The sequence below is a fragment of the Nocardia higoensis NBRC 100133 genome, assembly GCF_000308595.1.
In the GTDB taxonomy this organism is placed as follows: Bacteria; Actinomycetota; Actinomycetes; order Mycobacteriales; family Mycobacteriaceae; genus Nocardia; species Nocardia higoensis.
In genome coordinates this window covers 25,187-51,195 of the sequence record NZ_BAGA01000109.1, presented here as the reverse complement: position 1 = coordinate 51,195, position 26,009 = coordinate 25,187, and the positions used below count along the sequence as shown (strand labels likewise).

The 26,009-nt window shown below is 70.0% G+C and carries 24 protein-coding genes; 14 read left to right on the top strand and 10 right to left on the bottom strand.

Annotated features, from left to right (window positions below):
- Positions 1 to 66: 66 nt before the first annotated feature.
- Both ON26_RS19330 and ON26_RS19325 read right to left on the bottom strand, forming a co-directional pair.
- Positions 67 to 1,134, bottom strand: coding sequence for an ABC transporter substrate-binding protein (locus tag ON26_RS19330; RefSeq protein WP_040797596.1), 1,068 nt, complete (start codon positions 1,132 to 1,134; stop codon positions 67 to 69).
- Positions 1,135 to 1,278: 144 nt separating this feature from the next.
- Positions 1,279 to 2,070, bottom strand: coding sequence for a VOC family protein (locus ON26_RS19325; protein WP_040797595.1), 792 nt, complete (start codon positions 2,068 to 2,070; stop codon positions 1,279 to 1,281).
- A 308-nt stretch (positions 2,071 to 2,378) separates the two neighbouring features.
- On the opposite strand from ON26_RS19325, the gene ctaD reads away from it, so the two are divergent.
- From ctaD to ON26_RS19285, 8 genes are all read left to right on the top strand, one after another.
- Positions 2,379 to 4,121 carry an aa3-type cytochrome oxidase subunit I gene (gene ctaD / locus ON26_RS19320; protein ID WP_040797594.1) on the top strand — a complete coding sequence of 581 codons (1,743 nt, stop codon included), beginning with the start codon at positions 2,379 to 2,381 and terminating at the stop codon, positions 4,119 to 4,121.
- Between the two features lie 79 nt (positions 4,122 to 4,200).
- Positions 4,201 to 5,421, top strand: a complete 1,221-nt coding sequence (gene serB / locus ON26_RS19315) for a phosphoserine phosphatase SerB (RefSeq protein ID WP_040797593.1) — start codon at positions 4,201 to 4,203, stop codon at positions 5,419 to 5,421.
- Positions 5,418 to 6,197 carry an aminoacyl-tRNA hydrolase gene (locus ON26_RS19310; protein WP_040797592.1) on the top strand — a complete coding sequence of 260 codons (780 nt, stop codon included), beginning with the start codon at positions 5,418 to 5,420 and terminating at the stop codon, positions 6,195 to 6,197. The genes serB and ON26_RS19310 overlap by 4 nt, the downstream gene beginning before the upstream one ends.
- 36 nt (positions 6,198 to 6,233) lie before the next feature.
- Positions 6,234 to 7,067 carry an ABC transporter ATP-binding protein gene (locus tag ON26_RS19305; protein WP_040797591.1) on the top strand — a complete coding sequence of 278 codons (834 nt, stop codon included), beginning with the start codon at positions 6,234 to 6,236 and terminating at the stop codon, positions 7,065 to 7,067.
- A gap of 123 nt (positions 7,068 to 7,190) precedes the next feature.
- Positions 7,191 to 7,955 carry an NUDIX hydrolase gene (locus ON26_RS19300; RefSeq protein WP_051027233.1) on the top strand — a complete coding sequence of 255 codons (765 nt, stop codon included), beginning with the start codon at positions 7,191 to 7,193 and terminating at the stop codon, positions 7,953 to 7,955.
- A 50-nt stretch (positions 7,956 to 8,005) separates the two neighbouring features.
- Positions 8,006 to 8,773, top strand: a complete 768-nt coding sequence (locus tag ON26_RS19295) for an enoyl-CoA hydratase-related protein (RefSeq protein ID WP_040797590.1) — start codon at positions 8,006 to 8,008, stop codon at positions 8,771 to 8,773.
- A 137-nt stretch (positions 8,774 to 8,910) separates the two neighbouring features.
- Positions 8,911 to 9,879, top strand: coding sequence for a class I SAM-dependent methyltransferase (locus ON26_RS19290; RefSeq protein WP_040797589.1), 969 nt, complete (start codon positions 8,911 to 8,913; stop codon positions 9,877 to 9,879).
- A 30-nt stretch (positions 9,880 to 9,909) separates the two neighbouring features.
- Complete coding sequence (locus ON26_RS19285; protein WP_040797588.1) at positions 9,910 to 11,295, top strand: THUMP-like domain-containing protein; 1,386 nt, start codon at positions 9,910 to 9,912, stop codon at positions 11,293 to 11,295.
- On the opposite strand, the gene ON26_RS19280 is transcribed toward ON26_RS19285, so the two are convergent.
- The 4 genes from ON26_RS19280 to ON26_RS19265 all read right to left on the bottom strand — a co-directional run bounded on the left by ON26_RS19280 (position 11,276) and on the right by ON26_RS19265 (position 14,871).
- On the bottom strand, positions 11,276 to 11,815 hold the full coding sequence (locus ON26_RS19280; RefSeq protein ID WP_040797587.1) for a DUF1697 domain-containing protein: 540 nt from the start codon (positions 11,813 to 11,815) through the stop codon (positions 11,276 to 11,278). The two genes, ON26_RS19285 and ON26_RS19280, sit on opposite strands and share 20 nt — an antisense overlap.
- Positions 11,816 to 11,904: 89 nt before the next feature.
- Positions 11,905 to 12,657, bottom strand: coding sequence for an acyltransferase (locus tag ON26_RS19275; protein ID WP_040797586.1), 753 nt, complete (start codon positions 12,655 to 12,657; stop codon positions 11,905 to 11,907).
- 130 nt (positions 12,658 to 12,787) lie between these two features.
- Positions 12,788 to 14,119 (bottom strand): lipase family protein, encoded by a 1,332-nt coding sequence (locus ON26_RS19270; RefSeq protein ID WP_083884207.1) that lies wholly within the window; start codon positions 14,117 to 14,119, stop codon positions 12,788 to 12,790.
- A 188-nt stretch (positions 14,120 to 14,307) separates the two neighbouring features.
- Positions 14,308 to 14,871, bottom strand: a complete 564-nt coding sequence (locus tag ON26_RS19265; protein ID WP_040797585.1) for a TetR/AcrR family transcriptional regulator — start codon at positions 14,869 to 14,871, stop codon at positions 14,308 to 14,310.
- A 186-nt stretch (positions 14,872 to 15,057) separates the two neighbouring features.
- Between ON26_RS19265 and ON26_RS19260 the strand changes: the two genes are divergently transcribed.
- Together ON26_RS19260 and ON26_RS19255 are read left to right on the top strand one after the other, a co-directional pair.
- Complete coding sequence (locus ON26_RS19260) at positions 15,058 to 15,495, top strand: SPW repeat domain-containing protein (protein WP_174375418.1); 438 nt, start codon at positions 15,058 to 15,060, stop codon at positions 15,493 to 15,495.
- Positions 15,496 to 15,585: 90 nt separating this feature from the next.
- Complete coding sequence (locus tag ON26_RS19255; protein WP_245545910.1) at positions 15,586 to 16,923, top strand: outer membrane protein assembly factor BamB family protein; 1,338 nt, start codon at positions 15,586 to 15,588, stop codon at positions 16,921 to 16,923.
- Between the two features lie 16 nt (positions 16,924 to 16,939).
- On the opposite strand, the gene ON26_RS19250 is transcribed toward ON26_RS19255, so the two are convergent.
- From ON26_RS19250 to ON26_RS19240, 3 genes are read right to left on the bottom strand one after another with little or no spacing between them, the layout of a single operon-like run.
- Positions 16,940 to 18,202: a glycosyltransferase family 4 protein gene (locus tag ON26_RS19250; RefSeq protein ID WP_040797583.1), complete on the bottom strand. Its 1,263-nt coding sequence runs from the start codon at positions 18,200 to 18,202 to the stop codon at positions 16,940 to 16,942.
- The gene (locus tag ON26_RS19245; protein WP_040797582.1) at positions 18,199 to 19,812 is read right to left on the bottom strand and encodes a 1,4-alpha-glucan branching protein domain-containing protein; all 1,614 of its coding nucleotides are present in this window, start codon (positions 19,810 to 19,812) and stop codon (positions 18,199 to 18,201) included. Before ON26_RS19245 ends, ON26_RS19250 begins: the two co-directional genes overlap by 4 nt.
- Positions 19,809 to 20,636, bottom strand: coding sequence for a class I SAM-dependent methyltransferase (locus ON26_RS19240; RefSeq protein WP_040797581.1), 828 nt, complete (start codon positions 20,634 to 20,636; stop codon positions 19,809 to 19,811). The genes ON26_RS19245 and ON26_RS19240 overlap by 4 nt, the downstream gene beginning before the upstream one ends.
- 191 nt (positions 20,637 to 20,827) lie before the next feature.
- Between ON26_RS19240 and ON26_RS19235 the strand changes: the two genes are divergently transcribed.
- Both ON26_RS19235 and ON26_RS19230 read left to right on the top strand, forming a co-directional pair.
- Positions 20,828 to 21,613 (top strand): electron transfer flavoprotein subunit beta/FixA family protein, encoded by a 786-nt coding sequence (locus tag ON26_RS19235; protein WP_040797580.1) that lies wholly within the window; start codon positions 20,828 to 20,830, stop codon positions 21,611 to 21,613.
- 44 nt (positions 21,614 to 21,657) lie between these two features.
- Positions 21,658 to 22,614, top strand: coding sequence for an electron transfer flavoprotein subunit alpha/FixB family protein (locus ON26_RS19230; RefSeq protein ID WP_040797579.1), 957 nt, complete (start codon positions 21,658 to 21,660; stop codon positions 22,612 to 22,614).
- Positions 22,615 to 22,696: 82 nt separating this feature from the next.
- Here ON26_RS19230 and ON26_RS19225 read toward each other — a convergent pair whose 3' ends face one another.
- Positions 22,697 to 23,554, bottom strand: a complete 858-nt coding sequence (locus ON26_RS19225) for a LysR family transcriptional regulator (RefSeq protein WP_040797578.1) — start codon at positions 23,552 to 23,554, stop codon at positions 22,697 to 22,699.
- A gap of 126 nt (positions 23,555 to 23,680) precedes the next feature.
- Here ON26_RS19225 and ON26_RS19220 point away from each other — a divergent pair, with 126 nt between their 5' ends.
- Complete coding sequence (locus tag ON26_RS19220; protein WP_083884206.1) at positions 23,681 to 25,018, top strand: NAD(P)/FAD-dependent oxidoreductase; 1,338 nt, start codon at positions 23,681 to 23,683, stop codon at positions 25,016 to 25,018.
- 155 nt (positions 25,019 to 25,173) lie between these two features.
- Entirely contained in the window at positions 25,174 to 26,001 is an 828-nt protein-coding gene (locus ON26_RS19215) for a GNAT family N-acetyltransferase (protein WP_040797689.1), read from the top strand.
- The last annotated feature ends 8 nt before the right edge of the window (positions 26,002 to 26,009 follow it).

Here is a 26,009-nt window from a genome sequence, read left to right as displayed (position 1 = left end):
GTAGGTCGGCCGGCTCCCGGGCTTCTGGGATCTTGCTGGGAGTTCGCTGGGAGCCTCGGCGCGCGGTCAGTCGGTGACGTAACCGTTGAGCGTGCCGCGCAGATCGGTGAGCATCGCCCGGGCCGCGGTCAGCCCGTCTCCGTGCCATACGCTGTCCTCGACGGCGAACACCCGCTTGTCGGTGACCGCGCCGAGGTCCTTCCATTCCCGCCCGCGCATGACCGACTCGCCGTAGGCCTGGCCGTCCGCGCCGGCGAAGATCACATAGATGATGTCGCCCTCGACCAGTTCCTGGTAGTCGCCGGAGCCGACCACCTCGGAGTCGCCGCGCTGCGCGGCCGGGCGCTGGACGCCCACATCGGCGAGCACCTGCCCGGCGAAGCTGTCGGCGCCCTGCACCTGCGCCTGCTCCGGGCCGAACCGCACCACCGAAGCCTGGCTCTCGTTGGCGGCGAGTTCCCCGCCGACCTCGCGGGCGTCGGCCAGGTAGCTGTTCAGCGCCTCGGCGGCGGCCCGGTCGCGGCCCATGCCCGCGGCGTAGGCGGCGAACTCGGCCTGCCAGCTGACCGGCTCGCCCACCAGTACAGTCGGGGCGATCGCGCCGAGCGCGTCGAAAGTCGCTGCGCCGGAGGGGGTCTCACCGAGGATCAGATCGGGATCGAGCTCGGCGATCCGGGCCAGGTCGGGTTCGCCCGCGCCGCCGACGGCCGGGATCTCGAGTACACCGGTGCCCAGGTACTGCGGCTGCGGGCGCGGGCCGTCCATGATCACCGTGCCGACCACGCGCTCCCACAGGCCGAGTGCGCAGGCCGCGTCGAGTGCGGAGGTGCTCAGCACGACGATGCGCTGCGGATCGGCGGGCACTTGCGAGACGCCCGCGGCGTGTGTGACCGGGCGGGTGCCGGAGGGCTGATCCGGCGCGCTCGGCAGCGGGCAGGTGCGGGTGGTGTCGCGCTCCAGGCCGACCACCCCCGCACCCGCGATATTGGTGGTGGTTCGCACGATCGTGCTCGCGTCGTCGGAGCGGTCACCGCATCCGGTCAGCGCGAAGGCGGACACCGCCGCCACGGCCGCAACCCCGAATCGGGCGGCCACGGTGCGATTTCGAGTGCGTACGGGGGCGCTGTCCGACATGCGGGAGAGGGTACCGCTGCGGCCGCGCCCCCGGCGGTGGCGGGTCACACCCCGCCGCGGGGCCGCCGACCCGGCCCTGCGCCTGCCCGCACCCCGCGACACCGGCAGACGGAAGGGACGGCTCTGCATGGAGTTCGGCCGGGCTCAGGAGTCCGCGACGTCGCCGCCGACGCTGAACCGCGCACCGGTCGGATCGGTGAGCACGGCCATCCGCCCGTACGGGCTGTCCTCGGCCGGGTGCACGAGCCTCGCGCCGAGTTCGACCGCCTTCGCCACGGTGGTGTCGACATCGGCGGAGCCGAAGTACACGCCCCAGCCGGGCAGCACCGCCTCGGCGGACACGGCCGAGGCGTCCATCACGCCACCGCGCATCGGGTGCGCGGCGTGGATGGTGCTGTACCGGAACTCGGCCGGACCGGGCATCTCGGTGACGTCCTGCCAGCCGAAGACCTCGCGATAGAACGTCAGCGTCTTGTCGTACTCCGGGGTGTGCAGTTCGAACCAGCCCGGTGCGCCGTGCCGCCACATGTCGTGCTCGCCCATCGGCTCGGTTTCGATGCCGGCGAAGGTGTTCGCCTGCCAGATACCGATGCCGGCGCCGGCGGAGTCGGCCAGCACCGCCATCGTGCCCAGGTCGCCGACCTCCATCGGCGCCACGATCACCGCGCCGCCGTGCGCGGCGGCGGCCTCGGCGGTGGCGCGCGCGTCGGTGGCGGCGAGGTAGACGGTCCACTGGTCGGGGCCGTCCTCGGGACCGGACTTGCCCATGCCGCCCGCGACGGCCTTGCCGTCGGAACGGAAGGTGATGTAGCCGCCGAAGTCCTCGTTGCGGTCTGCGGTCCAGCCGAACAGTTCGCCGTAGAAGGCGATCGCGCGGTCGGGATCGGAGGTGAACAGATCGACCCAGACGGGATCGCCGGGCACGGTTGCGCTCATGGTTCGGTCTCCTCGGTACTCGGAGGTGGGGACGGGCGAGGCGCCGTCACCGATGCAGACGGAGGTCGCGGGTAGAACTCATCGGTCTGCCGGAAAGACCTTCGGACCAGGTGTAGCGTGCATTGTGGGGGTGGATGGCGAGACCTGTGACAGCGAAATACGACGCAGAGTAGGACCACGTGCGCCCCGGCTATCGGGCACGGTTTACGATCATCGGAGCGCAAGCGAACTGTCCGCTGTTCCGGTAACGGGATGTGTGCGAGCAGCGGAGCCTGCGGAGCGACCTAAAGGCACCTTCAGGAGGATCAGTGACTGCGGTAGAGCCCAGACCAGTCCCTCAGTTGGAAGCGACTCGACCGTATCCGGCCCGGACCGGACCCAAGGGTTCTTTCCTCTACAAGATGGTCACCACGACCGACCCGAAGGTGCTCGGCACCATGTACCTGGTGACCGCCACGAGCTTCTTCCTCATCGGCGGTCTGATGGCACTGCTGATGCGTGGCGAGCTCGCGCGTCCGGGTCTGCAGTTCCTCTCGCCGGAACAGTTCAACCAGCTGTTCACCATGCACGGCACCATCATGCTGCTGTTCTACGCGACCGCGATCGTGTTCGGCTTCGCCAACATCGTGCTGCCGCTGCAGATCGGCGCCCCCGACGTCGCCTTCCCGCGACTGAACGCGTTCAGCTACTGGCTGTACCTGTTCGGCGCGTCCATGGCGACCGCGGGCTTCATCACCCCGGGCGGCGCGGCCGACTTCGGCTGGACGGCCTACGTGCCGCTGACCGACATCCTGCACTCGCCCGGTGTCGGCACCGACCTGTGGATCCTGGGCCTGGCCGTCTCCGGTCTCGGCACCATCCTCGGCGGCGTGAACATGCTGACCACCGTGGTCTGCATGCGCGCCCCCGGTATGACCATGTTCCGCATGCCGGTCTTCACCTGGAACATCGCCGTCACCAGCGTGCTCATCCTGCTGGCCTTCCCGCTGCTGACCGCCGCGCTGTTCGGCCTGGCCTACGACCGCCACCTGGGCGGCCACATCTACGACCCGGCCACCGGCGGCATCCTGCTGTACCAGCACCTGTTCTGGTTCTTCGGCCACCCCGAGGTGTACATCATCGCGCTGCCGTTCTTCGGCATCGTCTCGGAGATCTTCCCGGTCTTCAGCCGTAAGCCGATCTTCGGCTACACCACGCTGATCTACGCGACCCTCGGTATCGCCGCGCTGTCCATCGCGGTGTGGGCGCACCACATGTACGCCACCGGCGCGGTGCTGCTGCCGTACTTCTCCTTCATGACCTTCCTCATCGCGGTTCCGACCGGTGTGAAGTTCTTCAACTGGATCGGCACCATGTGGCGGGGTCAGCTGACCTTCGAGTCGCCGATGCTGTGGTCGCTGGGCTTCCTCGTGACCTTCCTCTTCGGTGGTCTGTCGGGCGTCATCCTGGCCAGCCCGCCGCTGGACTTCCACGTCACCGACTCGTACTTCGTCGTCGCGCACTTCCACTACGTGCTCTTCGGCACCATCGTGTTCGCGACCTTCGCCGGCATCTACTTCTGGTTCCCGAAGATCACCGGCCGCATGTGCGACGAGCGCCTGGCGAAGTGGCACTTCTGGGCCACCTTCGTCGGCTTCCACACCACCTTCCTCGTGCAGCACTGGCTGGGCGCCGAAGGCATGCCGCGTCGCTACGCCGACTACCTGCCCTCGGACGGCTTCACCACGCTGAACACCGTCTCCACGATCGGCGCGTTCGTGCTCGGCGCCTCGATGCTCCCGTTCATCTGGAACGTCTTCAAGAGCTTCCGGTACGGCGAGGTCGTCACCGTGGACGATCCGTGGGGCTACGGCAACTCGCTGGAGTGGGCGACCACCTGCCCGCCGCCGCGGCACAACTTCTACGAGCTGCCGCGTATCCGGTCCGAGCGTCCGGCCTTCGAGCTGCACTACCCGCACATGATCGAGCGGATGCGCTCCGAGGCGCACGTCGGCTGGGGCTCGGCCAAGCACGGCCAGGAGGCTGAAGCTCCCGCGTTGACCAAGAGCTGACATGACGAGCCGTGCACCCGCTGGACTGCCAGCGGGTGCACACTCGTGTAACGACCCGAAAGACCAGGAGCGCACCGCTGTGGCCGACACCACCGTTCTCGTGACCGTCACCGGGCCCGACCGCCCCGGTGTGACATCCGTGCTCCTCGCGGCGATGTCCCGGCACGAGGTCAGCCTGCTCGACGTCGAGCAGGTGGTGATCCGCGGCAGGCTGACCCTCGGCGTGCTGGTCACCTGCCCGCACGATCCCGAGGAGTTGCAGGACGAGGTCGAAGAGGCGATGAACACCGTCGGCATGACCGTCGACGTGGAAGTGGGCGCGCAGATCGGCCGCCAGCCGATGTCCACCCACGCCGTGGTCGTGCTCGGAGCGCCGGTCACGGCGCGGGCGTTCAGCGCGGTGTCGCGGCAGCTGGCCGGTATCGGCGCCAACATCGACACCATCCGCGGCATCGCCGACTACCCGGTGACCGGCGTCGAACTGATGGTCACCGCGCCCGACACCGGCGCCGACACCGATTCGACGCTGCGTACCGCGCTGGCCGAGGTGGCCGTCGACGAGCGGATCGACGTGGCCGTCGAGCGGGCCGGGCTGGCGCGGCGGGCCAAGCGGCTGATCACCTTCGACGTCGACTCCACGCTCATCCAGGGCGAGGTGATCGAAATGCTCGCCGCCCACGCCGGGGTGGAGGAGCAGGTCCGTCTGGTCACCGAGGCGGCCATGCGGGGCGAGATCGACTTCGCCGAATCGCTGCGCCAGCGGGTGGCGACGCTGGAAGGACTCGACGAGTCGGTGATCCAGGAGGTCGCCGAGCGCATCGAGCTGACTCCCGGCGCGCGCACCACCATCCGAACGTTGCGCCGCATCGGTTTCAAGTGCGGCGTGGTCTCGGGTGGTTTCCGTCAGGTCATCGAGCCGCTGGCGCACGATCTGGAACTGGATTTCGTCCAGGCGAACACCCTCGAGATCGTCGACGGCAAGCTCACCGGGCGGGTGGTCGGCGACATCGTCGATCGTGCCGCCAAGGCGACCGCGCTGCGCAAGTTCGCCGCGGAGGCCGGGGTGCCGATGGAGCAGACGGTCGCGGTGGGCGACGGCGCCAACGATATCGACATGCTCAACGCCGCCGGGCTCGGCGTCGCGTTCAACGCCAAGCCCGCCCTGCGCGAGGTCGCCGACGCGGCGCTGTCGCATCCGTATCTGGACGCGGTGCTGTTCGTCCTCGGCGTCACCCGCGACGAGGTGGAGGCGGCCGACGCCCGCGACGGCGGGGTGCGCCGGGTTCCGCTGATCCGATGACCGGCACGCCCGGGCTCGACTGCGAGAGCGAAACCTTCGCGCAGCCGCCGGATTTCGCGGCCAGGCACGCGGTGCTGGCCGAAGGGTACGGCGGGGCGCGTGATCCCGATGATCCCGCGCGGGTGCAGGCCATGCAGATGGTGCTGCACCTGCCCAAGGTCGATCCGCCGCCGCGCAGCGCGTTGCTGGCCGCCGCGGCGAGTGCGGTGGTCGCGCTGTGCCTGGACGAACGCGTCGGCGCGGGCGGGCCGTGGGAGCGGCGGTATCTGGCGTGGAAGCGGGCCCGCATCCGCAAGGTCGCCCGCCGCGCGCGGGGCGCGCAGTGGACAGCGGCGAACGAGGTGGACGGCGTGACCGTGGAAATCGGCGGCGCGCAGGCGCGGGCGTTCGTGCCCTGCCCGGTCGGCGAGACCGATCAGCGGATCCGCAGGCTGCAGATCGGCGGCACCGATCTCGACCACGACGAGCCCGGTCCGCCGGACCCGGATCTGCCCGTGCTGTGGGTGAATTCGTCGCTGGGCATGTCGCTGGGCAAGGCGGCCGCGCAGGTCGGGCACGCCAGCATGCTGCTGGCCGGCGCGATGGACGTCGAGCGCGCGCGCCGCTGGGCCGAACGCGATTTCGGTTGTTCGGTGCGCGAGGCGGATCCGGACCGCTGGCGCGCGTTGTCGGCGCGCGTGGGCACGGGCGCCGGGATCGCCGTGCGCGATGCCGGATTCACCGAGATAGCACCCGGTTCGCTCACCGTCATCGGTGTGCCGGCCGACACCTGGTGAGGGTCGGTCGCTCGTTCCGGCGCGATCTGGGCCAAGATGGAGCGCGTGCCGCAACCGGATCCCGATCTGCTCATCGATTTCACCGACGTGACCGTCCGACGCTCGGGGCACACCCTCGTCGGCCCCGTCTCCTGGCAGGTCGAGCTCGACGAACGCTGGGTCGTACTCGGTCCCAACGGCGCGGGCAAGACCTCGCTGATGCGTATCGCCGCGGCCGAGGTGCATCCCACCTCGGGCACCGCGCATCTGCTCGGCGAAACCCTCGGCCGGGTGGACATCAACGAACTGCGCCCGCGCATCGGACTGTCCTCGGCGGCCCTGGCGGGGCGGGTGCCTCGCGACGAGAAGGTGCTCGACCTGGTGGTCTCCGCCGGATACGCGGTGCTCGGCCGCTGGCGCGAGCACTACGACGAGATGGACACCGACCGCGCCGTGGACATGCTGGAAAGCCTGGGCGCCGAGCACCTCTCCGACCGGACCTACGGAACCCTGTCCGAGGGCGAGCGCAAGCGGGTGCTGATCGCCCGCGCGTTGATGACCGATCCGGAACTGCTGCTGCTCGACGAGCCGGCGGCCGGCCTGGATCTGGGCGGTCGCGAGGAGTTGGTGGAGCGCCTCGGTGATCTGGCCGCCGACCCCGACGCCCCGGCCATCGTGCTGGTGACCCACCATGTCGAGGAGATCCCGCCGGGCTTCACCCATGCCCTGCTGATCAACGAGGGCCAGGTGGTCGCCCAGGGGCTGCTCAACGACGTGCTCACCGCGGAGAACCTCAGCGAGGCGTTCCGCCAGTCGATCGCACTGGACAAGATCGACGGCCGCTGGTTCGCACGCCGGTCCCGCCGGGCGGGCAGCCACCGCACGCGCTGAGCGTCGGCAGGCGCGGGTTAGGGTGCTGGTGTGAGTGAGACGAATTCGGCGAATGTCCCAACTCCGGACGCGACGGCAACCCCCGCGCCCGAGGCGCCGCCGCTGCGCGATGCCTCCACGGTGATGCTGGTCCGCGACGGCGCGACCGGCCCCGAGGTGTTCCTGCAGCGCCGGGTGAACGCCATGGCCTTCGCCGCGGGCATGACGGTGTTCCCGGGCGGCGGCGTCGACGCCTCGGACGCGACCGCCGATATCGCCTGGGCCGGACCTGATCCGGCCTGGTGGGCGCAGGCCTTCGGCACCACCGCACCCAGGGCGCAGGCGCTGGTGTGCGCGGCGGTGCGCGAGACCTTCGAAGAGTGCGGCGTCCTGCTCGCCGGGCCCACCGCCGACAGCCTGGTCGGCGACACCGCCGTCTACCGCGACGCGCGTGCCGCCCTGGAGAAGCGCGAGCTGTCGCTGGCGACCTTCCTGGCCCGGGAGAATCTGGTGCTGCGCGCGGACCTGTTGCGCCCGTGGGCCAACTGGATCACTCCGGTCATCGAGCCGCGCCGCTACGACACCCACTTCTTCGTCGCGGTGCTGCCCGAGGGGCAGCGCGCCGACGGCGCCACCACCGAGGCGGCCGCCGTGCACTGGCGCACCCCGGCAGACGCGCTGGCCCGCTGGCGCGCCGGCGAGGACATCCTGCTCCCGCCCACCTGGGCGCAGCTGGACTCGCTGTCGAGGTTCGGGTCCACCGCCGAGATCTACGCCGCGGAGCCGGAAATCGAGCCGATCATGCCGACCGTGCCCGAGAACGGCGACACCTTCCTGGCGTTCCCCGACGCCGCGCGGTATTTCGCCGACAATCCCGCCGTCGATCGCCTGCGCGGCTCGGCGCGCTGACCGACACCGCCGGGCAAGCGGCTCGGCGGCTGGGCGGTAGGTTTCCTGCCATGGCCGAATTCGTGACCGTGGACTCGCCGGACGCCGACGGTGTCGCCGTCGTCCGCATCGCCCGCCCGCCGCTGAATCTGTTCGACGCCCAGGTCGCGCGTGAGGTCGCCGCCGCCAGCGCGTCGGCCGCGCAGGACCCGGCGGTCTCGGCGCTGATCGTCTACGGCGACGAGCGGGTGTTCTGCGCCGGCGACGACATGGCCGAGCTGTCGGCGCTCGAGCCGGCCCGTGCCGAGGCGCTGGCCGGCGATCTGCAATCGGCCCTGGGGTGCCTGGCGCGCGTCCCGCAGCCGACCGTCGCGGCGATCGCCGGCTACGGCCTCGGCGCCGGTCTGGAACTCGCGCTCGGCGCGGACCGCCGCATCATCGGCGACAACGTGAAGCTGGGCCTGCCGCAGATCCGGGCCGGTCTGATCCCGCTCGCGGGCATCCGCAGACTCACCCAGCTGATCGGCCCCGGCGCGGCCAAGGATCTCGTCTACTCGGGCCGGTTCGTCGAGCCGGACGAGGCGTTGAAGCTCGGGCTGGTCGACGAGGTGGTCGCCCCCGACGACGTGTTCGCCGCGGCCCGGCGCTGGGCCGGGCAGTTCCACGGCGGACCCGCGCTCGCGCTGGCCGCGGCGAAGGCGGTGTTCGAAGCGGGCCCGCACGGACTCGACCGCGCCCGTACCGAGTGGGCGGGATTGTTCGGCACCGAGGACGCACGCCGGGGAACCGCGTCCTACCTGGCCGACGGACCCGGTTCGGCGGTCTTCACAGGGCGCTGAACTGCCCGGAAGCTACCGGCCGGTAGCCGTGTCCGCCCGGATGTAACGGGTTCCAATTCGCGGGCGAGTCGGTCGGATGTCCGAATGCCCGGCCCGCACACGGAAGCATCCCGATGATCAGGTTAGGCTTGGCGACCATGACGGTACGTCCCGACGACCCCGCGCCGAACCCCCACGCCACCGAGGCGGAGGTGGAAGCGGCGTTCAAGGATACGAAGCTTGCCCAAGTGCTCTACCACGACTGGGAGGCCGAGACCTATGACGACAAGTGGTCCATCTCCTATGACGAGCGCTGTATCGAGTACGCCCGCGGCCGTTTCGACGCCGCGGTGGGCCCGGCCCCGCTGCCCTACGAGCGTGCACTCGAACTCGGCTGCGGCACCGGCTTCTTCCTGCTGAACCTGATGCAGGGCGGGGTCGCCAAGACCGGATCGGTCACCGACCTCTCGCCCGGCATGGTCAAGGTCGCCCTGCGTAACGCCGAGCATCTCGGCTTGGACGTGGACGGCCGGGTCGCCGATGCCGAAACGATCCCGTACGAGGACAACACCTTCGACCTGGTGGTCGGCCACGCGGTGCTGCACCACATCCCCGATGTCGAGCAGTCCCTGCGCGAATGCCTGCGCGTGCTCAAGCCGGGCGGGCGCTTCGTCTTCGCCGGCGAACCGACCACCGTCGGCAACTTCTACGCCCGCTGGCTCGGCCGCATCACCTGGAAGGCCACCACCACCGTCACCAAGCTGCCCGCGCTGGCCGGTTGGCGGCGTCCGCAGTCCGAACTCGACGAGTCCTCCCGGGCGGCCGCCCTCGAGGCGGTCGTGGACCTGCACACCTTCGATCCGGCCGACCTCGAGGCGATGGCCCGCTCGGCCGGCGCGGTCGGCGTGAAGGCGACCACCGAGGAGTTCGCGGCCGCGCTGTGGGGCTGGCCGGTGCGCACCTTCGAGGCCGCCGTGCCCGACGAGAAGCTGACCCTCGGCTACCGCCTGGCCATGTACAAGGCGTGGCTGCGGCTGAGCTGGCTGGACGAGAACGTCATGCGCCGGTTCGTGCCGAGGCAGTTCTTCTACAACGCCATGATCACCGGCGTGAAGCCCACCGCCTAGTCGGGATCACGGGCAGCGGGATCCAAGGCAGTGGGATACGGCTTCAGCCGGGCGGATGTCGAGTTCCTCGCGAGCGCGGCGGGACGCGCGGCCCTCACCGAGGTGGCGCGGCTGGAGCTCACCCCGGCCACCCATCTGCGTGACCTCGAGCGCGTCCGCCGCGATTTCGGCGAGGCCGCACCCGCGCTGATCGAAACCGTGCGGCTGCGGCGGCGAGCGGCGGTCAAGCTCGCCGACGCGGGGGAGTGGCTGTTCACCGACGACGCGGTGCAGCAGGCGACTCCCACCGCGGTCGCGCGCCGCCGGGCGCAACGGCTGGCCGGTCGCGCCGTGCACGACGTGACCTGTTCCGTCGGAGCCGAACTCGTCGAGTTGGCCCGGGCCTGCCCGGTGGTGATCGGCAGCGATCTCGACACCGTGCGTCTGGCGATGGCGGCGCACAACCTCGGCGCGGCCTGGCAGCCGGTCGCGCGTGCGTCCGCTGCCGATCAGGACGCCACCACCGTCGGCGACACGGTTGCCGGTACCGTCGCCCATGCCGCGGCTCGTGCCGACGGCGCGTGCGGCGCTCCCGACGAGCCGACGGCCACCGAGCGGCGCGTGAGCGAGAGCGGCCGTGTTGCCGAGAGTGGCTGTGCTGCCGTGCTTTCCGGGCGCAACGTGGTGCTGGCGGCGGCCGACGCGCTGATGCCTGTCACGAAGGACACCGTGATCGTCGCCGACCCCGGCCGGCGAGCGGGCGGCAGGCGGACGCACGACCCCGCCGCGCTGCAACCACCGCTGCCCGATCTGCTGTCCGTCTACGCGGGCCGCGACATGGTCGTGAAGTGCGCTCCCGGACTGGATTTCGACGCACTCGACTGGCCCGGCGAGATCGAGATCGTCTCCCTCGACGGCGCCGTGCGCGAAGCCTGCCTGTGGTCACCGGGATTGGCGGAGCCCGGCGTTCACCGCCGGGCAGCGGTGCTGTCGAGCACGGGGCAGAGCTACACCCTCACCGATGCCCACCCCGACGACATCCCGGAGCGTGCGCCGGGGGAGTGGATCATCGACCCGGACGGCGCGATCGTCCGCGCCGGGCTGGTACGCCACTACGCGGCGAAACACGGCCTGTGGCAACTCGATCCGCATATCGCCTATCTCACCGGCGACACGGTGCCCGCGGGCGTGCGTGGCTTCCGCGTCGAGGACCGGATGGAATTGCGCGAGAAAACGCTCCGCCAGGAACTGGCCCGCCGTGACTGCGGTGCGCTGGAAATCCTCGTGCGCGGCGTCGACATCGATCCCGACGCGCTGCGCAAGAAGCTGAAACTACGTGGCGCCAAGCCTTATTCGCTGGTGATCACCAGGATCGGGCGAGCCGCCGCGGTGTTCCTGTGCACGGCGCACGCACCGCTCACGGCTCCATCTTCTTGACCACCTTCTGCACGGTCAGCCAGGTGCGGGTGGTGATGTCCTTGCCGTAGGTCTTGTCCAGCCACGCCATGAAATCCGGCGTCTTGGGCGTGCTGTTGTCGATGACCGTGAGCAGCGCGCGGCTCGGCTCGTCGTAGCCGATCACGCGGGTCAGCGGATCGTCCGGGATCGCGGGCTGGGGATCGCCGATGGCGTTCTTGAAGAAGGTGACCGTCAGGTAGGACCCGCGCTCGTGGACGAGGCCCTCGAACGGATCACGGTCGAGCAGTTCGCGCAGGCACTCGTAATCGCGCAGCAGCGTACCGCCCGCAATGCCCAACTGCCCGGTGAGTGCCCGCTGGATCCGGTCCTCCAGCTCGGCCGGATCGGCGTCCGTGACGCGGAAGACGACATTGCCGCTGGAGAGCACCGAGGCGACCTTCTCGAAGCCGAGATCGGTGAACACCCCGCGCAACTTCTCGTTGCGCATGTTCGGATTACTGGGCATGATCCCGCGCAACAGCGCCGCGTAGCTCCGCATGCGGCGACCTTACGCCCGCCCACCGACAATTCCGGGCACCTGCGCGCGACGCCCGCGGCCCTGGACATCCGGGACGCGGGCGCGAGCGATCAGGACCGGGGTGCGGTGACGCCGTTCTTCTTGCGCTCGATGTCCTCGAGCGCCGCCAGGTACGCCGCACGCGCCTCGGCGCCGGCCTCCCACGTGGCCTTGCGATTCTTCACGACCTTGGCGGGCGCGCCGACCGCGATCGAGTAGTCCGGGATCTCGCCCTTGACCACCGCGTGCGCGCCCAGCACGCAGCCGCGGCCGACCCTGGTCTCGCGCAGCACGGTGACCTTGGCCGCGATCCAGGTGTCCGGACCGATACGCACCGGGCTCTTGACGATGCCCTGATCCTTGATCGGCAGGGTGATGTCGTCCATCTTGTGGTCGAAGTCGCAGATGTAGCACCAGTCGGCGACCAGCGTCGACTCGCCGATCTCGATGTCGAGGTAGGTGTTGACGACATTGTCCTTGCCGAAGACCACCTTGTCGCCGATACGCAGCGAGCCTTCGTGGCAGCGGATGGCGTTGCCGTCGCCGATGTGCACCCAGCGGCCGATCTCCATGCGACCGAACTCGGGGGTGGCGTGGATCTCGACGTTCTTGCCGAGGAAGACCATGCCGCGCAACACGATGTGCGGGTTGGCCAGCTTGAACTTGAACAGGCGGTAGTAACGCACCAGGTACCAGGGCGTGTATGCGCGATTGGCGATGACCCAGCGCAGCGAGGCCGCGGTCAGGAACCGCGCCTGCTCCGGATCCCGGCGCCGCGACCCGCTCCAGCGTGAGCGCAACGGTGCGCCCCACATGCTCGTCACGAAACCTACTCCCGTCGTGGTGTGCTGCCGGCCCCGCCGTCGGGGGACCTTCCGTTCGGGTGAACAGCGTACTTTCGCGTGCTCACACCGCGCGGGCAGACCCGGAAATGACGCCGGGGCCGGGATCGGGTCAGTCGATCGTGCAGCCGGAGATCGGCTTGCCGGCGAGGCGATCGAGCAGGTAGGTGATCGCGTTGTCGGGTCCGAAGCCGTCGATCATCTCCGGGCCGAAGTGGTTGGGAATGGTCGCCCCGGGCAGGATCGGCGGCAGGTCGTTGGTCCGGAACTTCACCGTGGCGCCCTTGGCGCACCAGCTCTCCGCCAGCGTGCGGGCCTGGCTGTAGGGCACGGTGTCGTCGTTGCGGCCGCTGGTGACGAACACCGGCGTGGCGGGCCGCAGGTTGCCGACTCGCTGTTCGTCGAGCGCGGGCGCGGCCTCCGGGATGGCGGCCATGTGCTCGGTCAGCGAGCGACCGTCGATGGTCAGCGAATCGGTCCGCAGGAACGGGTACTCGGTGATCAGATCACCGACGCAGGTGTCGCTGAGCGTCGCCAGCATCTCGCGGCCGGCCGGGCTGGTGACCCGGTCGACGGCGTTGTAGAGCTCCGGATAGCGGGCGAGCAGCGCGTTGATGGCGTAGCCGATGGCTCCGCCGATGAGCGCGCCGTCGATGGTCTGCTGGATGACGGCCAGATCGGCGACCGGTCCACCCGCCCAGGTGCCTTTCAGGTTCAGCTCCGGCGCGTACTGCGGCTGCAGCTCCGCCGCCGAGGCGGTCGCGCCGCCGCCCTGCGAATAGCCCCACAGCACCAGCGGGGTGTCGGGCCCGACGCCGGCCAGCGCGTTCGCCGCCCGTGCGCCGTCGAGCACGGCGTGGGCCTGCTCGAACCGGTTGGCGTAGGTGTGCACGCCGGGGGTGCCCAGACCGATGTAGTCGGTCACGAACACGCGCGCGCCCAACCGGCTCCACACCGTCGAGGACGGCAGTTCCTGGTTGGCCGAGAAGCCGAGCGCGGGCTCGGTGAACCCTGCCAGGCCGGTGGAGAAGGCCACCGACATCGCGCACCGGTCGCCCTGCCCGGATGTGCCGGGCGCGATCACGACCGTGGGGCGCTCGCCCTCGCCCAGCCACGGACCGGCGGCTTCGATGTAGGTGCCGGTGACCACGGTGGGGGTGCCGTCCTGCAGACGGCTGGTGTACATGACCAGCTCGGCCTGGGTGGGCCAGCCCTTCTCGTTCGGGAAGGACACGAACAACGGCATCGGCGCGGTCTTGACGATCGCGCCCTGCTCGGTCGGGAACTGCGCGGGCGGAGTGTAGAACTCGCCGACCGCCGATGCGGGCGCGGTCTGCGGCCCCGCCGTGGTGACCGCCGCGACGCTCGCCGCGGCCACGACTACGGCGAGCGCTCTGCCCGCCCAGCGTCGCACTCTTCGCCCAGACCCCTGATGCTGGTCCATGAAACCCTCTCCACAACCGATCCGGCACCGTTGCCGCGATTCCGTGTGCCGCTGTGACCTGGACCTATGAGGCCCATCACAGCAGACTTACCGGACAGTAACACAACCGCGACATATGTGAGTCTCGTCGGTGTCGGATCATGGTGGCGGCTCGGTCGCGCTTGTGATCGAGCGGAAACGGCGGTGATTCACTCCGTCGTCGCGGGCAGCAGTGCGGGCCGCAGCACCGCGCGGATGCGATCGCTCCAATCCTCGGCCACCGAGCCACGGCGGGAGTGTTCGATGATGTAGGAGCCGACGATCGTGTCGATGACCGTCTCGGCGTCGCGATCGTCGCGCAGTGCGCCGGATTCGGCAGCGGCGCCGACCACTTCGATGAGCGCCGCGCGGTGGCGCAGCAGTACCGCGCGGATGGCGCGGGTGTAGTCGGGATCTTCGCCGGTGAGCAATGCGGCGACGCCGCCGGTGCCGATGCCCTCGGTGACCGCCGACAGCGCCTGCTCGACGAGCCAGTCCAGGACCGCCGGTCCGTCGTGCAGATCGGCCGGCGGCTTCGGGTTGGTCAGCGATTCCAGTGCGGAGGTCAGCAGGTCGATGCGATCGCGGTAGCGACGGTAGATGGTCGTCTTGGCCACCCCCGACCGGCTCGCCACCGCCTCGATCGTCACCGCCCGGCCGCCGCCGTCGCGCAGCAGCGCCAGGGCGGCGGCGGTGATGCGTTCGTCGCGCGACCCGGCCGCTTCGGAAGCCATCGGCAGCGCCCCTTTCTCGTCGCTCTCCCGATCCGCCGCACAGTCTTGCCGATCGGCGCGACGGGTGGAATCTCGGCATGCGGAATCGAGCCGGCCGGGAATAATCCGGCCGAGTGCTACGCTACACGTATCGTATCGTTCATGGAGCGGAGTCGTTCGAAGCCGCTCACCGGAAGGAGTACGGGCATGAGAATCAGCAGCAACGTCATCGGAGGGGCCGCCTTGACGCTGGGTGTGGTCACCGCTGCCACTCCCGCATGGGCCGCGACGACCCCGGTCAGTGCGGCGGCCACCATCGGCCTCGGCGCCATGACGGCGGTGTACGCGATGTGGTCGCTGATCGCTCGTGACCCGACCAAGGATCACTGGGCGCTGTCCGTGGTCGGTTTCGTGTTGTTCCTGACCCCCTGGTTGGGTGACTTCGCGGGCACGGCGGCGGGCTGGGTGGCCTGGATCGCGGGCGCCGCGATCACGCTGCTCGCCGGCGGCGCGTATGTCGCCGACGAGGCGGACAGTGTCACCGTCCGTGAGGAGGTCAGCAGGCAGGTCGCCTATCTGCGTGAGCGTGACGAGATCCTGGCCGCGAAGCCGGGCGCGGACAGGCAGTCCGGCGTAGCCGCCTGACGGCGGCCGGAGACCCCGTGCGGCGATCCCCGCGCACCGATCACCCGCTAGTCTTGCGTGCGGCCGTCGTCGGAGAGGGGAGATCAGCAGGTGCGAACCGGTTGGGTGCGCGCGGTATCCACGCGGCACGTCCCGAAGTCCACACGCGCGCTGACCGCGCTGGCAGCTGTCGGCGCGGTCGCGCTGACCGGATGCGGCACCGACGTCGATGACATCACCGCCGGTTCGGGCGAAGGCTGGCCCGCCGTCCACTACGACGGACGCAATTCCGGCGCCGGGCCGCAGACCGGTGCGCGACAGATGAATCTGAGCTGGTCGCGACCTGTCGGCGGCCCCATCGCGCAGCCGGTCACCGTCGGGCCCGACAGTCAGCTGTTCGTGACCACCCGCACCGCGAGTGGTTGCGCGATCCTGTCGCTGCAGATGCCGACCGGACGCAAGCGGTTCTGTGATCGCCTCGGCCCCAACGCCGTATCCTCGCCGACCCTGGTCGACAGCCACACCAACGTGTACTTCGGCGACGACGGCGCGGTGAACTCCTACAACCTGATGGGCCAGCCGCGCTGGCGGACACCCGTGGCGGGTGTCCCGGTCTCGGTGCAGTTCACCGGCGACAGCCACGTGCTCACCATCACCCAGTCCGGCCAGATCGACGTGCTCGAGCGTCAGACCGGCAAACGCGTGGTCCCCACCACCCAGCTGCTCGGCGAGCCCGACTTCCTCGAACTTCCCGACCTGACCCGCCCGGCCTCCGGACAGGGCCTCGACGACTGCGGCACCGGCGGCCCGCAGTGCCCGGTCGCCACCGTCTCGGCCGTCGACGCCGACACCGGCCGGTTCTTCGTCACCGTCTGGAAGCCCGGCTCGCCCAACGCCGAACTCGCCGCACTCCGCTACGCCGACGAGCGCATCCACCGCGAGTGGAGTGCCCAGATCCTCGTCGAGGGCAGCGCGACCAGTCCCGCGCTGTCGGCCGATGCGGGGACCGTCTACGTGGGCGACAACAGCGGCCGCCTGATCGCGTTGAACACCGAGGACGGCAGCACCCGCTGGGTGAAGCAGCTGCCCTTCACCCCGAGCGGCGCCATCTCGGTCTCCGCCGACGGCCTGATCATCCCGGCGGGTGACGAGGGCTACCTGATGGCGCTGCGCGACACCGGCGACGTGGTCGAAACCGCCTGGGAGCGCAAGGATCTGGCGTTGCGCGGACTGCCGGTCCAGGCCGCGGGCGGGATCGGTTACACCACCGCCGCGATCGGCGGCGGCCTCAACCTGGTCACCTTCGACACCGCCACCGGCGCCACCATCGATTCCGACGTGCTGCCCGATGCCGAAGGGACCACGGCGGGCACCTCGATCGGTCCCGAGGGCGAGATCGTGGTCGCCACCAGGGTCGGCGAGGTCTTCGCCTTCCAGCCCGGCAACTGAGCCCGTCCGGCCGGACTTAGCCGGGGTTGTTCGGATCCCGTTCGGGCAGTGGCCTTTCCGGGATGACCGGGCGGGCGAGCGGATTGCGCACCCGGCGCTTGGCCGAGGAGTACACCTGCGCCGTCTCGGCGGCCACCACGTTCCAGGCGAAGTCGGCGGTCAGCCGTTCGCGCGCGGCCAGCGCGCGCTGTTGCGCGGCCTCGGGATCGTCCAGGGTGGCCACCACGGCCTCCACCAGACCGTCGACATCGGCCGGTTCGAACGAGGCGCCGGTGACGCCGTCGATCACGGCCTCGCCGAGCCCGCCCGCGGTCGAGGTGACCAGCGGGGTGCCCGCGGCGGCGGCCTCCAGCGCGACGATGCCGAACGGCTCGTAGCGGCTGGGCAACACGATGGCGTCGGCGCCGTGCAGCCAGCCGAGCAGTCCGGTGTGATCGAGCCGGCCGGCGAAACTCACCGCGCGCGCCACCCGGTGCACGCGGGCGCGCTCGCGCAGCCATTCGAACTGGGTGCCGATCCCGGCGACGGTCAGCGTGGTGCCCGGATGCGCGCGCCGGATCCGCGGCAGCGCGGCGATCGCGTCCTGCACGCCCTTCTCGTATTCCAGCCGCCCGACGTAGAGCAGCCGGGGCGGCCCGGTGCGCGGCGGGCGCGGCCGGTAGGTCCACGCGCCCACGTCGATGCCGTTGCGGATCACCGTGATCGGCGTGCGCTCGGCGCCGTAGAGGCGTTCGACCTCGTCCTGCATCGAGGAGGAACAGGTGATCAGCGCGTCGGACTCGTTGGCCAGCCACCACTCCACCGAGTGCACCTGCTTGTTGACCCGGCCCGCGACCCAGCCGCTGTGCCTGCCCGCCTCGGTGGCGTGGATGGTGGAAACCAGCGGCACGTCGTAGAACTCGGCCAGCGCGATCGCGGGATGGGCGACCAGCCAGTCGTGCGCGTGCACCACGTCCGGGATCCAGCCCTCGCCGATGCCCGGCTTGCGCAGGCCGATGCCCGCGCGCACCATCGCGTGGCCCATCGCCAGCGTCCAGGCCAGCATGTCCTCGCCGAAGTCGAAGGCGGGCGGATCCTCGGCCACCGCGACCACCAGCACACCGTCCTCGATGAACGAGTGGGTCGGGTGGGTGGAGGGGTCCGTGCCGGTCGGCCTGCGCGCCAGCACCACCACTTCGTGCCCGGCGGCGGCGAGTTCCACCGCCAGGTGGTGCACGTGTCTGCCGAGACCGCCCACCACGACGGGCGGGTACTCCCAGGAGACCATCAAGATCTTCATGCCAGTCCTTCCGAGTCGCGGCCCGGCGCACCGGCGAACTCGGTTCGCGGGGCGCGGACGGCGGCCCCGACGGCAGGCGCGTCGACCTCGGGCAGCCGGCGCGCGTCCAACCCGGGGAAGAAGCCGTCGGCCGTGGCCCATCTTGCCGCCAACTGTTGTGCTTTGGCGACCTGTCCGGATCCGACGGCGGCGGCGATCTCGCGGACGGCGTGCGCGTGCTGGTGGGCGCGATCGCGGGCGTAACCCGCCGCGGAGTCCTTGCTCACCATGAACGCCCAATCGCTGGAGACGGTGAGGATCGCCTCGCGCAGCAGCTGATCGGCCACCGGATCGCGCAGCGCGGGGCCGTCGGCGGCGGCGGCGCGCATCTTGCCGACCGTGTCGAGTGTGAGCCGGACGATCTCGTCGTTGAGTGCGACCAGATCGCTCACCTGGTCACCTGCCCACACCCGCCAGTCCTTGCCCGAACCCCACGAGGAGTCGGCCAGCGGGACCGGTTCGCCCACGTAGCCACGGGCTCTGGCGTCGGCGAGGGTGCCCACGGTGACCCCGGCCTCGGGCAGTGCGCGCAGCACCTGCGCCAGCCACTGCGGACCCTCGTGCCACCAGTGCCCGAACAGTTCGGTGTCGAAGGCGGCCACCACGAGAGCGGGCCGTCCGATCCGCTCCGACTCCGAGATCAGGCGTTCGCGGACCGTGGCCACGAAGTCGTCCACATCGCGGGTGACCGCGGCGGCGGCGAGCTCGGGATCGTAGGGCGCCTTGTCCGGTCCGGCGACCGTCTTGCCGGTCACGCGCGAGGGTTTGAGACCTGTCGCGTGATCATAGTGATGGAAATCACGATAGGCCGCGTGCCCGGGGTAGCCGGATTTCGGCGACCAGACGCGATAGCTGACGTGCAGATCGCGTCCGAAGGCCACCACATCGGAATCGTGCACCGGCCGCCCGAGGCTGCTGTCGCCGCGCAGCGCGGGCCCGTCGACCATGAAATGCGTCACTCCCGCGGCGGCGTAACCGATCTCCATGCCGGGGGTGTAGCCGCATTCGGGGGCCCAGATCCCGGTCGGCCTGGTACCCCAGCGAAGCTGTGCGTCGGCCAGGCCTTCCTCCAGCTGGAACGCCCGCAGGCGCGGATCGAGCAACGGCTGGAACGGGTGCGCCAACGGTCCGCCGAGCAGTTCGACGGTCTCCGCATCGACCAGTTGCCGCCACACCGGAGCCGCGCCGTGGCGCCAGTTCTGCTCGAACTCGCGCAGCGCCGCCGCGGCCAGCCGGTGCTCGTGCCGGCCGAGCGCGACATTGCCCGCCGCGGCGGCTTCGTCCGCGCGCAGCTGCCAGTTGCCCAGCCAGTGGTGCATGCCCGCCAGGCAGTGCGGATCGTCGAGCTGGGCGGCCAGCACCGGCGTGATGCCCAGCGTCAGCAGGTGCGAACGCCCTTCCGCGGCAAGGGTTCTCAGCACCTCGACGACGGGAAGATAGGTGGCCGCCCAGGATTGGTACAGCCATTCTTCGCCCACCGGCCAACGCCCGTGGTGGGCCAGCCAGGGCAGGTGGGAGTGCAGGACCAGCGTGAACTGGCCGGGAACTTCTTGTGCGCGCACCGATTTCACTTCCCGGGTTTCACCGCGATCGCGACCAGGTCCAGGCTGGCGTCGATATCGCCGGGACGCAGGTCGAAGTCGTCGATGGTCACCGCGGCCACATCGGCGGTCAGATCGGCGGGCCAGGGCTCCCCGGCCAGGGCGCGCTGGATCTGCGCGTCGATGAACGAGCCGCCGTGCTTGGCATCGAGCGCGCGCAACGTCTGCCCGTGGTGCACCCCGGTCATGAGCTCGACGCGGAACCCGGCGTCGACCAGCAGTTCGTCGAGTTCGGCAGCGTTCAGTTCGCGGGTGTGGAAGGGGTTCAGCGGGGTGTCGCGGCCGGGGGAGAAGGTGATCCGGTTCGGCGTGCTGATCAGCAGTTCGCCGCCGGGGCGCAGCACCCGCAGGCATTCGCGCAGGAACTGGGCCTGATCCCAGAGGTGTTCGATCACCTGGAAATTCACGACCACGTCGACGGACTCGTCGGCCAGCGGAAGAGCGGCGAGGTTGCCCTGGATCATCTCCACCCGGGGGTAGCGGGCGCGCACGTGCGCCACCGCGCTCTCGTCGTAGTCCAGGCCGGTGACCTTCGTCGCGACACCGGCGATCATGTCCGCGCCGTACCCTTCGCCGGATCCGGCCTCCAGCACGGTCTTGCCCGCGCAGCGGTCCAGCAGCCGGGCGTAGACGATCTCGTGCCGGCGGAACCAGTAGTTCTCCTCGGCGATGCCGGGCACCGTGCGCTCGCCGGTCAGCGGCAGGGTGTCGGTTCCGGATTCCGCAGTGTTGTCCGGTTGCCGGGTGGTGACCTCGTCGTCGCCCACTGCGGCAGGGATCACAGCCTTGCTCATCCCGTCGACGTTACTGGTAAGGGTGCCTCGGCGGCGCGCCCGGACCATCCTTCCAGGCGCCTCGACAAGTAAGTTACCCACGAGTAACTTAACGTAGGGTAGTGTCACCTGCCGAGCTACCCGAGTGGACGTACGGCCTGGTTCGTGCGCCGCCCCCATCCGCCCCCAGAACAGGAGGTCGACGAGCACCGATGCCGAACATCGTCGTACTCATCAAGCAGGTTCCCGACACGTGGTCCGAGCGCAAGCTGTCCGACGGGGACTACACCCTGGACCGCGAGGCCGCCGACGCCGTCCTCGACGAGATCAACGAGCGCGCCGTCGAGGAAGCGCTGCTGATCAAGGAGGCCCAGGGCGGTGAGGTCACCGTGCTGGCCGCCGGTCCCGACCGCGCCACCGAGGCGATCCGCAAGGCGCTGTCGATGGGCGCCGACAAGGCGATCCACATCAACGACCCGGCCATCCACGGCTCCGACGCCGTCCAGACCGCGTGGGTGCTGGCCTCCGCGCTCGGCCAGGTCGAGGGCGTCGAGCTGGTCATCGCCGGTAACGAGGCCACCGACGGCCGCGCGGGCGCGGTTCCGGCGATCATCGCCGAGTACCTGGGCCTGCCCCAGCTGACCCACCTGCGCAAGCTGACCGTCGACGGCGACAAGATCACCGGCGAGCGCGAGACCGACGAGGGCGTCTTCAAGCTGGAGGCCACCCTGCCGGCCATCGTCTCGGTCACCGAGAAGATCAACGAGCCCCGCTTCCCCTCCTTCAAGGGCATCATGGCCGCCAAGAAGAAGGAAGTTCAGGTCTTCACCCTCGCCGATCTCGGCGTCGACCCCTCCACTGTCGGTGTGGAGAATGCCGGTACCACCGTCACCTCCTCGACCCCGAAGCCCCCGCGCACCGCGGGCGAGAAGGTCGCGGACGAGGGCGACGGCGGCACCAAGATCGCCCAGTACCTGGTCGGCCAGAAGATCATCTGATCCGTCGCCACATCGGACTGAAGACTTCCTAGGAGAGAACACAAATGGCTGAAGTACTCGTGCTCGTCGAGCACGCCGAAGGTGCGATCAAGAAGGTCAGCACCGAACTGCTCACCGCCGCCCGCACCCTCGGCACTCCGGCTGCCGTCGTGCTCGGCGTGCCCGGCGAGGCCGACAAGCTCGCCGACGCGCTGGCCGCCGCGGGCGCCGAGAAGATCTACGTCGCCGAGTCCGACGACGTGGAGAACTACCTGATCACCCCCAAGGTCGACGTGCTCGCCGGCCTGGTCGAGTCGGTCTCCCCGGCCGCGGTGATCGTCGCCGCCTCCGCCGAGGGCAAGGAGGTGTCGGGCCGCCTCGCCGCCCGCATCGGCTCCGGCCTGCTCATCGACGTCATCGGCGTCAACGCCGACGGCTCGGCCGTGCACTCCATCTTCGGTGGCGCGTTCACCGTCGATGCCAAGTCCAACGGCGACGTGCCGGTCATCTCGGTGCGCCCCGGCGCCATCGAGGCGGTCGCGCAGGCCGGCGCGGGCGAGAAGGTGACCGTCGAGGTCCCCGCGCAGGAAGAGGGCGTCGTCAAGGTGACCTCGCGCGAGCCGGTCGTCGCCGGTGACCGTCCCGAGCTCACCGAGGCGAATATCGTCGTCTCCGGTGGCCGCGGCGTCGGTTCCGCCGACAACTTCGCCGTCGTGGAGGCGCTGGCCGACTCGCTCGGCGCCGCCGTCGGCGCGTCCCGCGCCGCCGTCGACTCCGGCTACTACCCGGGCCAGTTCCAGGTCGGTCAGACCGGTAAGACGGTCTCCCCGCAGCTTTACGTCGCCCTCGGCATCTCCGGCGCCATCCAGCACCGCGCCGGCATGCAGACCTCCAAGACCATCGTGGCGGTCAACAAGGACGAGGAAGCCCCGATCTTCGAGATCGCGGACTACGGCATCGTCGGCGACCTGTTCAACGTCGCCCCGCAGCTGACCGAAGCGGTCAAGTCGCACAAGGGCTGAGCCCGCGGTTTCCCGCGCCCAGCGCACCGAATCGCCCGGCCGAGATTCTCGGCCGGGCGATTCCGTGTTCCCGGCGGGTGGATCACGCGGTGTGCAGGCCGTCGAGGAGAGTGCTGAGGATGGGGGAGCGGCGGGCGTCGGTGCGCAGGACGGCGCAGACGGGGATGCGCAGGGGGCGGTCGGCGAGTTCGACGAGGGCTATGCCCTCGGTGGGGCTGTTGGCGTAGAGGATGGTCCAGGCGTCGGGGTGGTTGATCAACTCCATCGTGGCGGTGTGGTCGGGCGGGATGGGCGGGCCGTAGGTGGGGCCGGTGGGCAGGTCGGCGAAGGCGGCGCGGACGACGTTGTGCAGCAGGACTTGTTCGGATTCCGGTGGGAGCAGCAGGGGGTAGGCGCCGAGTTCGGTGAGGGTGACGTCGGTGCGGCCGGCGAGGGGGTGTTCGGGGGCGGTGGCGAGCATGAGGTCTTCGACCCAGAGATGTTCGACGTCGATGCCGGGCTGCTGGACGCTGCCGCGGATCAGGGCCAGATCGCAGTCGCCGTCGGCCACCGCGGAGATGCGCTGGCGGAACGGCTTGATCACGAATTCGATCTCCGCGTCCGGGTGGGCGGCGCGGGCGCGGGCGATGGCGGACAGCGAGCGGCTGGCGAAGGACATGTTCGCGGCCAGCCGGATTCGCGGGCTGGTGGTGCGCGCCGCCGCCCGGATGGCCGACTCCAGACTGAGCATTTGCTTGGCCAGTGGTAGTAATCTTGTGCTCGCGTCGGTCGGCACCACCGATCGGGTCGAGCGCTCGAAGAGCGTGACCCCGAGGTCGTGTTCGAGCCGGGCGATCTGATGACTGATCGCCGATTGCGAGATGAAGCAGCGGGCCGCCGCCCTGCTGAAACTGAGCTCCTCGCACACCGCGACGAAGTATGTGAGCTGCCGAAGCTCCACTTCGATCTCCATTCATGAGCAGATCAGATAAGAGTCATCTGAATTATGCGCCCTGACCCTTGAAATATTCGAGTTCCGGATAACGGTTTGTCATGAAGAGGAGGAAAGATGAATAACGTCGTTGTCATGGGAACTACGGGGGCCGGGGTGCAAGCCATCAGGACCGAACACAACGAGGCCGAGCGCGAGGGCCTCGAGTACACGGATGTCGTCATCGTCGGATCGGGTTTCGGCGGGCTCGCCGCCGCCAAGCAGCTGGCGAAGTCGGGGGTGAACTACGTACTGATCTCGAGTACCCGCGAGCATCTGTTCCAGCCGTTGCTGTACCAGGTCGCCACCGGTGTGCTGGGCGCGGATGAGATCGCCCCGCCGATCGCGCGGATCCTGCGCCGCCACGAGAACGGTGAGACCAGGCAGGGCACCGTGATCGGCATCGATCCCGACCTCGCGGTACTGACCTACCGGACCGAGGAGGGGGTGCGACGCATCCGCTACGGCTCGCTCATCGCGGCGACCGGCGCGTCGCAGTCGTACTTCGGCCGTGACGATTTCGCCGAGAAGACCTACTCGCTCAAGACCATCGACGACGCGAAACTGCTGCGCGCGCAGATCGAGCGGGTGTTCACCGAAGCCGCGAAGGCGGACCAGGAGACCAGGGAGCGCCTGCTCAGCTTCGTGGTGGTGGGCGCGGGCGCGACCGGCGTCGAGGTGGCGGGTCAGCTCACCGAACTCGCGAAAAGGCATTTCCACCAGAAGGTCTCGGTGACCCTGGTCGAGGGCGCAGGCGCGGTGCTGCCGCCGTTCGGCGGCGGGCTGTCGGAGTACGCGAAGAAGTCGTTGACCGACGGCGGCGTCGACGTGCTGCTCGACACCTTCGTCACCGATATCGAACCGGGCGAGGTGACCGTCAAGGACAAGTCGGGCACCGAGCGCAAGATCGCCGCCGAAACGGTCGTGTGGTCGGCGGGCGTGCAGGCGGGTGGCTTCGCGAAGCTGCTGGCCGAGGCGACGGGCGCCGAAACCGACCGCGCCGGACGGCTGCTGATCAATCCCGACCTGACCGTGGGCGGTTACGCCGACATCTACGCCATCGGCGACATGACCTCGCTGAACGGCTACCCCGGCCAGTCGCCGGTGGCCATGCAGGAGGGTCGTCACGCCGCCGACATCATCCGCCGCAAGATCCAGCCGGGCACGCCCTTCCTCTACTGGGACAAGGGCAGCATGGCGGTGATCAGCCGGTTCAGCGCGGTGACCAAGCTCAACGAGCGCATCAGCTTCCGCGGCGTGATCGCCTGGTTCATGTGGCTGGCGGTGCACCTGTTCTACCTGGTCGGCTTCCGCAACCGGTTCGCCGCGGTGGCTTCGTGGCTGATCGCTTTCATCGGCACCGGACGCCCGGGCTTCGACGAGGTGGAGCGCCGGGCCGAGCGGACCGAGGAACGCACGCCGATAGCGGCATGACCGCATTCCGGGTCACACGTGCGCCGCGTCGGCGCGAATGGTTCGCGACGCCGCGGTGAACAGCGGGTGTGACCCCGGTCTCGTTCACCGAACGGGCATTCGGGCGACACTTCGAGGTCGCCCCATCGCAGTGTCGGCCTGGCTTCATCATGGACATGACTCTCTCGTCTGTGCTGACAGCCCCGGCCGCCCCGGCGGATTCCGGTGCTCCGCGATCGCGGTACGCGCTGGTCGTCGCCTCCGACGCCGAGCACCGCGAAGCGGCCCAGCGGCTGCGCTACCGGGTGTTCGCGAACGAGCCGGGATTCGTCATCGCCGACGACGGAACCGGTACGGACGCCGACCGGTTCGACGAGCACTGCGATCATCTGCTCGTCCGTGACGAGCGCAGCGGCGAGTTCGTCGGTTGCTACCGGATGTTGCCGCCGGACAAGGCCGCGGCGGCGGGCGGCTACTACACCGCCACCGAATTCGATCTGACGCACTTGGATCCGCACGGCAAGCGCATCGTGGAGATGGGCCGCGCCTGCGTGGTGCCGGAGCACCGCAACGGTTCGGTGCTCACGCTGATGTGGGCGGGCATCCTGCACTACATCCAGCTCACCGGCTACGAGCAGGTGATGGGCTGCGTCTCGGTGCCGATGCGGGAACACCCCGCCGACCCGGCGGGCCACAATGTGCGCGGCGTCCGCGACCTGCTGCTGGCGAAGCATGCCGCCGACCCTGCCCTCCGGGTTCGGCCCTTGCGCCCCGTCGTCGTCGACGGCCGCGCCCTCGACGAACTGCCCGCCCCCGCGCGCCCGAAACTCCCGCCGCTGCTGCGCGGCTACCTGCGCCTCGGCGCGGAGATCTGCGGCGAACCCGCGCACGACCCCGATTTCGGCGTCGCCGACTTCGTGGCCCTGCTCGGCCTGGACACCATCGACACCCGGTATCTGGAGCGCCTGCAGGGCGCCGCGACGGCCCTGGAGACGGGCCGGTAAGGACGTTC

Excerpts from the sequence above, each read along its gene's own strand:
- ON26_RS19330 (WP_040797596.1), bottom strand. The coding sequence starts at position 1,134 with ATGTCGGACAGCGCCCCCGTACGCACTCGAAATCGCACCGTGGCCGCC.
- ON26_RS19325 (WP_040797595.1), bottom strand. The coding sequence starts at position 2,070 with ATGAGCGCAACCGTGCCCGGCGATCCCGTCTGGGTCGATCTGTTCACC.
- ON26_RS19310 (WP_040797592.1), top strand. The coding sequence starts at position 5,418 with ATGACCGGCACGCCCGGGCTCGACTGCGAGAGCGAAACCTTCGCGCAG.
- ON26_RS19305 (WP_040797591.1), top strand. The coding sequence starts at position 6,234 with ATGGAGCGCGTGCCGCAACCGGATCCCGATCTGCTCATCGATTTCACC.
- ON26_RS19300 (WP_051027233.1), top strand. The coding sequence starts at position 7,191 with ATGCTGGTCCGCGACGGCGCGACCGGCCCCGAGGTGTTCCTGCAGCGC.
- ON26_RS19295 (WP_040797590.1), top strand. The coding sequence starts at position 8,006 with ATGGCCGAATTCGTGACCGTGGACTCGCCGGACGCCGACGGTGTCGCC.
- ON26_RS19290 (WP_040797589.1), top strand. The coding sequence starts at position 8,911 with ATGACGGTACGTCCCGACGACCCCGCGCCGAACCCCCACGCCACCGAG.
- ON26_RS19280 (WP_040797587.1), bottom strand. The coding sequence starts at position 11,815 with ATGCGGAGCTACGCGGCGCTGTTGCGCGGGATCATGCCCAGTAATCCG.
- ON26_RS19270 (WP_083884207.1), bottom strand. The coding sequence starts at position 14,119 with ATGGACCAGCATCAGGGGTCTGGGCGAAGAGTGCGACGCTGGGCGGGC.
- ON26_RS19265 (WP_040797585.1), bottom strand. The coding sequence starts at position 14,871 with ATGGCTTCCGAAGCGGCCGGGTCGCGCGACGAACGCATCACCGCCGCC.
- ON26_RS19260 (WP_174375418.1), top strand. The coding sequence starts at position 15,058 with ATGAGAATCAGCAGCAACGTCATCGGAGGGGCCGCCTTGACGCTGGGT.
- ON26_RS19250 (WP_040797583.1), bottom strand. The coding sequence starts at position 18,202 with ATGAAGATCTTGATGGTCTCCTGGGAGTACCCGCCCGTCGTGGTGGGC.
- ON26_RS19240 (WP_040797581.1), bottom strand. The coding sequence starts at position 20,636 with ATGAGCAAGGCTGTGATCCCTGCCGCAGTGGGCGACGACGAGGTCACC.
- ON26_RS19235 (WP_040797580.1), top strand. The coding sequence starts at position 20,828 with ATGCCGAACATCGTCGTACTCATCAAGCAGGTTCCCGACACGTGGTCC.
- ON26_RS19230 (WP_040797579.1), top strand. The coding sequence starts at position 21,658 with ATGGCTGAAGTACTCGTGCTCGTCGAGCACGCCGAAGGTGCGATCAAG.
- ON26_RS19220 (WP_083884206.1), top strand. The coding sequence starts at position 23,681 with ATGGGAACTACGGGGGCCGGGGTGCAAGCCATCAGGACCGAACACAAC.
- ON26_RS19215 (WP_040797689.1), top strand. The coding sequence starts at position 25,174 with ATGACTCTCTCGTCTGTGCTGACAGCCCCGGCCGCCCCGGCGGATTCC.